This window comes from Actinomycetota bacterium (assembly GCA_013152275.1).
GTDB lineage: Bacteria > Actinomycetota > Acidimicrobiia > Spongiisociales > UBA4744 > BMS3Bbin01.
Genome location: JAADGS010000100.1, coordinates 1 through 6221, shown reverse-complemented (window position 1 = coordinate 6221; position 6221 = coordinate 1). Strand labels below are relative to the sequence as shown.

The window sequence follows — 6221 nt, the reverse complement described above, 5'->3', positions numbered from 1 at the left end:
CGGAAAGGGGAACCCGCCGGTTCCCCTTTCCGCAACTCCAACTTCGGTTCAGGCTGCGGGCGCCTTGGTTGCGGCCGGTTTCTTGGCCGGTGCCTTCTTGGCTGCGGGCGCCTTGGTTGCGGCCGGTTTCTTGGCCGGTGCCTTTTTGGCTGCGGATGCCTTGGTTGCGGCCGGTTTCTTGGCTACAGGTGCCTCGGGTGCGGGTTCCTCCACGACCTCGACCCTGTGTGGTGTCGTGGGAGTCGGACGGAAAGAGCTCCGCCACGACTGCAGCATCTCGTCGAGGTGCTCGCGTAGTTTGCCGACCTGCTCTTGAATCTGATCGAGGTCGACACGTCCCGCGAGGTCGTCTACGAGTTCCTCGACACCTTCGCGTTCTCTGATTCGCTCGATGAGCTTCTCACCCTCGACGGCCCAGGCGTCGAGTTCCTTGGTGAGCTCTTCGTTCATCCGATCGCGAAGATCATGAACCTTGCCCGAGACGTCGGTGATCCGCTCGGTGAAGCGGCGAGCCGTGACGACCGGTGCGCCGACTGCCGCATAGAGCACCTTCTTGGATGTCTCGATGATCATGATGGTTCCTCCTCTTCCTGGACGTAGGTTCGGTAGATGTCCAGGAGTACACGCTTTTGTCGCTGGTTCAATTGAAGGTCCGCCTCGACGGCTTCGACCACCGACGGTGGATGGAAGCCCTCGTCGAGTAGACCGGCCCGTTGGTAGAGCGACTCGGCCTGGATCGACAGCCCGCGAGCGATCGACTTGAGGATCTCCGCGGACGGCTTGCGCAGCCCGCGTTCGATCTGGCTGAGATAGGGGTTCGAGATTCCGGCGCGATCGGCCAGCTTGCGGAGCGAGATATTCGCCCGTTCGCGCTGCTGACGTATGAACGCACCAAGATCGACACCCCGGCGCTCTTCCTTTGGTCCTTTGCTCATGGCTAACAGTATAGGCATAACTGCTAACTGTTGCAAGCAGTCTAGAAGATGGTGATTCGTGTGGACAGGATGCGATCGATCTCTGTTTGGATCGTGCGTCTGACATGCTCGGTGATCTCGAGGATGGCCATGCGATCGGGATGATCGGTGGCCGGACCGGGATCGACGGGCGCAAGAAAGTGGATCCGCCAGTGGACGGGGAGCGGAATCGGATTGAGCCATACGGCGATCTCGTCGACGCGTTGCTCGGGAAAGGCGAGACGGACGAGCTGCGCAAGCTTGCGGGAAGTGAAGAGCGCAGGGTGCACTTCCTCGGACCCGACGATGGCTACCGGCACGATCGGGGCGCCGGTTCTCATGGCAAGCTGGACAAAGCCGCCCCTGCCGAATCTGCGAAGCCGATACGCCTCCGACATCGGCTTCTGGAAGCCGCGAACACCTTCGGGGAAGACACCGAGGAGATGCCCGTGGTCCAGAACCCAACGCGCGTCCTCCGGCGCCGCAAACGCGGCTCCGGCTTTCCGGTACAGGTGTGAAAGTGCAGGAAGCATGTTGAAGATCTCGGTTGCGACGACCCGGAGCCGGCGAGGGACGGTGCACTCGTTGGCCACGGCGAGAGAGAGCATGAGGCCGTCGTACGGCAGGGCGGCGCCTCCATGGTTTGCTGCGAGAACCGCTGGGCCGGTGACCGGTACACGATCGATTCCGGACACATCGACACGGAAGTAGTCGTAGTAGAGGTAGTTGCCAAGATGCCAGGCCATCTCTGCCACGACGGGATCGAGCCCGAGTGCGTCGATGTCGTAGGAGGCGAGGAGGAGGTGCCGGATCAGTGCCGGCCACGTGTCGAACCCGAGCCTTCCGAGTGCGGGGACCGACACGTCCGAGATATCGACTCCTCCGTGCAGGGAACATCGGTGTTCCCCTTTGACGACCGGCAAACCACACATGAATCTCTCCGCGGTGGAGAAGTCGCAGATTCTCTCCCCATCGACCATCTCCGCGAACCGTTCCTGGGCTGCATCGCGTCGATCGGACGCTCGAGGCTTCGGGACGGAAAGATGCGGCCGGGTCGTCTCGGCGGAGCGGAGCGCTCGCGCAACGGCGATGACGAGATCCTCCTTCAGCATGTTCGAGCGCCCGGTGATCTCCAGCGAGCGGGCGAGAGAACGGAGCTGCGTGACCGGCAGCCGCCTCAACAACGTCTCCATTCAGGGACTCCGCCCGTAGCTCGCGAGGACCGTCTCTCTGCAATTCCTGTCGGGTCGGAATCCCAGAACCTCCATGCGTGGACTCGGATCGACGACTCGCCCGTGACGAAACAGGCGGATGAGGTGCTCGGGAAGGCCGGAATCCCGCAGCTCGAGCGTTCGCACGACCCTGCGGAATTGGCGCTCTGGGAGTGGCTGGGGAATCCGTTTTCCGAGTCGCAAGGTTCGGCTGAGATAGATCTGGCCATCGGCCGCCACGTCGAACGTGCCGGGGATCGGGTGCGCAAGGGTGTGCTCGAGCAGCCGGATCGCGTCGTCCTCGTGGAGGAACTGAAGGCGAGGGTCATAGCCGAGGATGGTGGGAACGATGCGACGAGAGAGAAAACGACTGAGCGTGTTATCCAGGGTTCCTCCGAAGATCGGAGCGAACCGCAGGACGGTCACGGTGATGTCGGGGCGCTCCTGCGCGAAGGAGCCGACAGAAGCTTCCATGTCTCTGAGGGCGCGCTCGTATGGCGTGGGATCACCGGTCGAGCGGGTCTCGGTCGCGATCACCGATGGCAGCCGCGGGCCCGCTCCATGGACTGCGAGATCGGAGCGAACGATGAGCCGTCTGACTGTCGGGAGGCGGCCGAGCGCGCCGAGCAGCGTCTGAGCTGCGATCGGGATCGAGCGTTCTGCTCGATGGACGGTCTGCAGATGCAGGACCGTCGTGGGGGCGAGATCCACGACACGGTTCGCGAAGTCGAGCGAGTCGAGACGTGTCCGATGAAAACCTGCGGGGGTGGAGGTCTCGATGTCGTCTACGCCAACGATCTTTGCGTCGGCATGGCGATTGAGCCGTCGGACCAGTCCGGCGCCCGTCCAGGTAGCCGCTCCGGTGACCAGGATGCGTTCCACATGTCGAGTGTAGGGGCGGCCGAAGCACCGTTTCCCAGGTACCATCCGTTGCCGGGGACGCCGTCATCGCGCAGCAGATGCTCGACGAGGATCCCGGCAGCCTTCCTGTCCCCGCAGATGAGGTGGTCCAGGGTCCCCGTTGTATGGGAGCACTCGTCGGGATGGATGATAAGGGCGCAACACTCGTTACCATTTAGGACGCCGACACGGTCGGCGAAATGGAAGAGGGGTTCAGGGCCGAGGACGGCCACAGGGTGCGGAGGATGCAATTGGTGGACCCGAGGGTCGGGTGAATCGATGATCATTGTGATGAAGAAGGACGCACGTCCCGAGCAGGTCGAAGCCGTTGTCGGGCGGGTTCGATCAGCAGGTGCCGAGCCTCACATATCCGAAGGGCAGATCAGAACAGTGATCGGCGCGATGGGCAACCTCGATGCGGTGCGCCAGATTCCATGGGAAGCGGTAGACGGCGTCGCCCGAACGGTGTCCGTCACAAGACCGCTCCGATTCGTCGATCGTGATCTGCAGGAAGAGAGCACCGTCATCGATGTCGGTGGTCACCGTATCGGTGGAGGGACACTCACAATCATCGCCGGTCCCTGTGCCGTCGAGAATCGCGATCAATTGTTGCGTGCAGGGGAGGCCGTCAAGGCGGCCGGCGCACACATCCTGCGTGGCGATGTGTTCAAGCCGCGCAGTTCCCCATATTCGTTCCAGGGGCTTGGCGAAGAGGGCCTCGAACTCCTGGCGGCCGTACGAGAAACGCTCGAGATACCGTTTGTTGCCGAGGTGCTTGATCCTCGCGATGTTGCCTTGGTTGCTTCCTATGCCGATATCGTCCGGATCGGTTCCCGGAACATGGCGAATTTCCCGCTTCTTCGCGAAGTCGGTCGTCAATCCCGGCCGGTCCAGCTCAAGCGCGGTTTCACTGCGACGATCGACGAGTGGCTGAATGCCGCGGAGTACATCTACAAGGAAGGCAACCACGAGATCATCCTGGTGGAACGGGGTATCCGCACGTTCGAGACGGCCGCTCGCAACACGCTCGACATCACCGCAGTTCCTGTCGTCCAGTCGATGAGCCATCTGCCGATCTTCGTCGATCCGTCGCATGCGTCGGGGAAACGGTCGCTGGTTGCCCCGTTGACACGCGCCGCGATTGCAGCCGGTGCCGACGGGGTCATGATCGATGTGCATCCAGAGCCTGAGTCGGCCCTGGTCGACGGATCCCAGGCGCTCCTGCCGGAGGAATTCGCCGAGCTGATGGATGACGTTCGCCGCCTCGCCGGAGTGCTCGACCGCACGCTGTAGAAGCCTGCCGGGCAGTGCTCGGGACGCATCTCGGCGACCGCGCATCGTCTTGTCTCCGCCTCGGCGCACGACGTCGCTGCACGTTGTCTCGCCACGGCCGCCACGCTCGGCCCGCGACCTTGCAGCGGTACCGGGTACGTTGGATTCCCTACTCGCCGACCCAGTTGCAGGAGAGCATTCCCAGCAAGGTTGCCGCTCCCGCGAGGACCCCCACTTCGATCGCCCGTTCGTCGACGTCGAACTGTGATGAGTGCAGATCGACCGGATCACGGCCTTCCGGCGCGGCACCGAGACGGAACATTGCACCCGGGATGTCCTGCAGATAGGCGGAGAAATCCTCGGCCCCCATGCTTGGCTGCGTCGACACGACAGAGTGCGGTCCGAGCACCTGGCCGACGGCGAAGGCGGCTTCGGAGATCGTGTGTTCGTCGTTGATGACCGGGGCGATGCCGGTCATGTAGTCGACAGTGACGATCGCGCCGGTCGGTGATGCGATTTCGTGGACCAACTGGTCGACGAGTTTGGGCATCTGCTCCCACACCTCGCGGCCCAGTGTTCGCGCCGTGCCGCGCAACTCGATCTCCGACGGGATGACGTTGTTGGCGGTGCCGCCGTGAATGGACCCGAAGACGACGACGAGGGGCACCCGGCTGTCGATCAGGCGATCCAGCAGCGCAGGGAGTTCGGTAACGATCCTTCCTGCCGCGTAGACCGTATCCGCGGTGAGGTGCGGTCTCGCCGTGTGTCCACCGGGCCCTTCCACGGTGATGCGGAACTGATCGGACGAGGCTGTGATCGGTCCTGCCCGGAAGCCGATCTTGCCGGCCGGGAGCGTCGGATCCACATGGAACGCGATGATAGAGTCGGTACCGTCGAGGAGTCCTTCGTCGATCAAGTCCTGTGCACCGCCAGGGAACTGCTCTTCGGCGGGTTGGAAGATGAAGCGGGCCGTGCCGTCGAGCGCATCGAGCTTGGACAGCACGATCGCGATGCCTACGGCGACGGCACTGTGCACGTCATGTCCGCACGCGTGCATGAGTCCGGGGTGTTGTGACTCGAAAGGAAGCCCCGTCTTCTCTTGGATGGGGAGGGCGTCGATGTCGGCGCGAAAAGCGACGATGGGATCGACGGACCCGACGTCGACGACAAGACCCGCTCTTGCGGGCCGGACGCGCGGTTCGAGACCGGCGTCGGCGAGGATCCCGGCGATGTACTGCGTCGTCGCGAACTCCTGGTGTCCGATCTCGGGATACCGATGGATGTGGCGGCGTGTCTCGACCGCGAGGGGGAGGACTTCCTCAACAACGGATTTGAGATGTTGGGGGGTGCAGTTCATGGTGGCAGGGATGCTATCGCATCGAATCGTGGTAGAAACCGGTCTCGACCAGCCGCCTGGCTCGCCTCGTCAACCGACGGTACTCCTCACGGAGCGCCGACCGCGGTGCATCCTCGTACCCGAGCGAGCGTCCAAGACGGACTTCCTGCAGGCCGTCGGTCGGGAGCGCATCGGCGGGTTTTCCCAACTGAAGGTACAGGCGGTTGCGGACTCTGGCGCAGAAGGAGTATGCAGCGATCATTGTGTCGGCTTGCTCGACGGTGAGGATGCCGGCTCGGGCAAGTTCCCTCAGCGCCGATATGGTCCCTTGGGTACGGAGCGCCGGAATCAGTCCGCCATGGCGAAGCTGAAGAAGCTGGGTGAAGAATTCGATGTCCGTCAGACCTCCAGGCCCGAGCTTCAAGTGAAACGCGGCGCCGCGTGGGAGGCGCTCGTGTTCGATGCGGGCTTTCATGGTGCGGATGTTGCGGATGGTGTCCGGGGGGAGGGTTTCGGGGTAGACGTGGGGGGTGATGAGGGTGGTGAAGG

The 6221-nt window shown here is 63.3% G+C and carries 6 protein-coding genes; 1 reads left to right on the top strand and 5 read right to left on the bottom strand.

The genetic code is table 11. The features are described 5' to 3' along the window. Nucleotides 1-569 precede the first annotated feature (569 nt). From GXP34_15165 to GXP34_15155, 3 genes are read right to left on the bottom strand one after another with little or no spacing between them, the layout of a single operon-like run. The gene (locus GXP34_15165; GenBank protein ID NOY57303.1) at nucleotides 570-935 is read right to left on the bottom strand and encodes a helix-turn-helix transcriptional regulator; all 366 of its coding nucleotides are present in this window, start codon (nucleotides 933-935) and stop codon (nucleotides 570-572) included. A gap of 41 nt (nucleotides 936-976) precedes the next feature. Beyond that, nucleotides 977-2146 (bottom strand): hypothetical protein, encoded by a 1170-nt coding sequence (locus GXP34_15160; protein ID NOY57302.1) that lies wholly within the window; start codon nucleotides 2144-2146, stop codon nucleotides 977-979. Continuing rightward, nucleotides 2147-3046 carry an NAD-dependent epimerase/dehydratase family protein gene (locus GXP34_15155; protein ID NOY57301.1) on the bottom strand — a complete coding sequence of 300 codons (900 nt, stop codon included), beginning with the start codon at nucleotides 3044-3046 and terminating at the stop codon, nucleotides 2147-2149. A gap of 297 nt (nucleotides 3047-3343) precedes the next feature. Here GXP34_15155 and aroF point away from each other — a divergent pair, with 297 nt between their 5' ends. Then, a complete protein-coding gene (aroF, locus tag GXP34_15150) occupies nucleotides 3344-4357 on the top strand; it encodes a 3-deoxy-7-phosphoheptulonate synthase (GenBank protein ID NOY57300.1) in 1014 nt (337 codons plus the stop codon). Between the two features lie 148 nt (nucleotides 4358-4505). Here aroF and GXP34_15145 read toward each other — a convergent pair whose 3' ends face one another. Next, on the bottom strand, nucleotides 4506-5693 hold the full coding sequence (locus GXP34_15145) for an amidohydrolase (GenBank protein NOY57299.1): 1188 nt from the start codon (nucleotides 5691-5693) through the stop codon (nucleotides 4506-4508). Between the two features lie 13 nt (nucleotides 5694-5706). Beyond that, nucleotides 5707-6221 (bottom strand): bifunctional glutamine-synthetase adenylyltransferase/deadenyltransferase (locus tag GXP34_15140; GenBank protein NOY57298.1); only part of this gene is annotated, 515 nt, incomplete at its 5' end.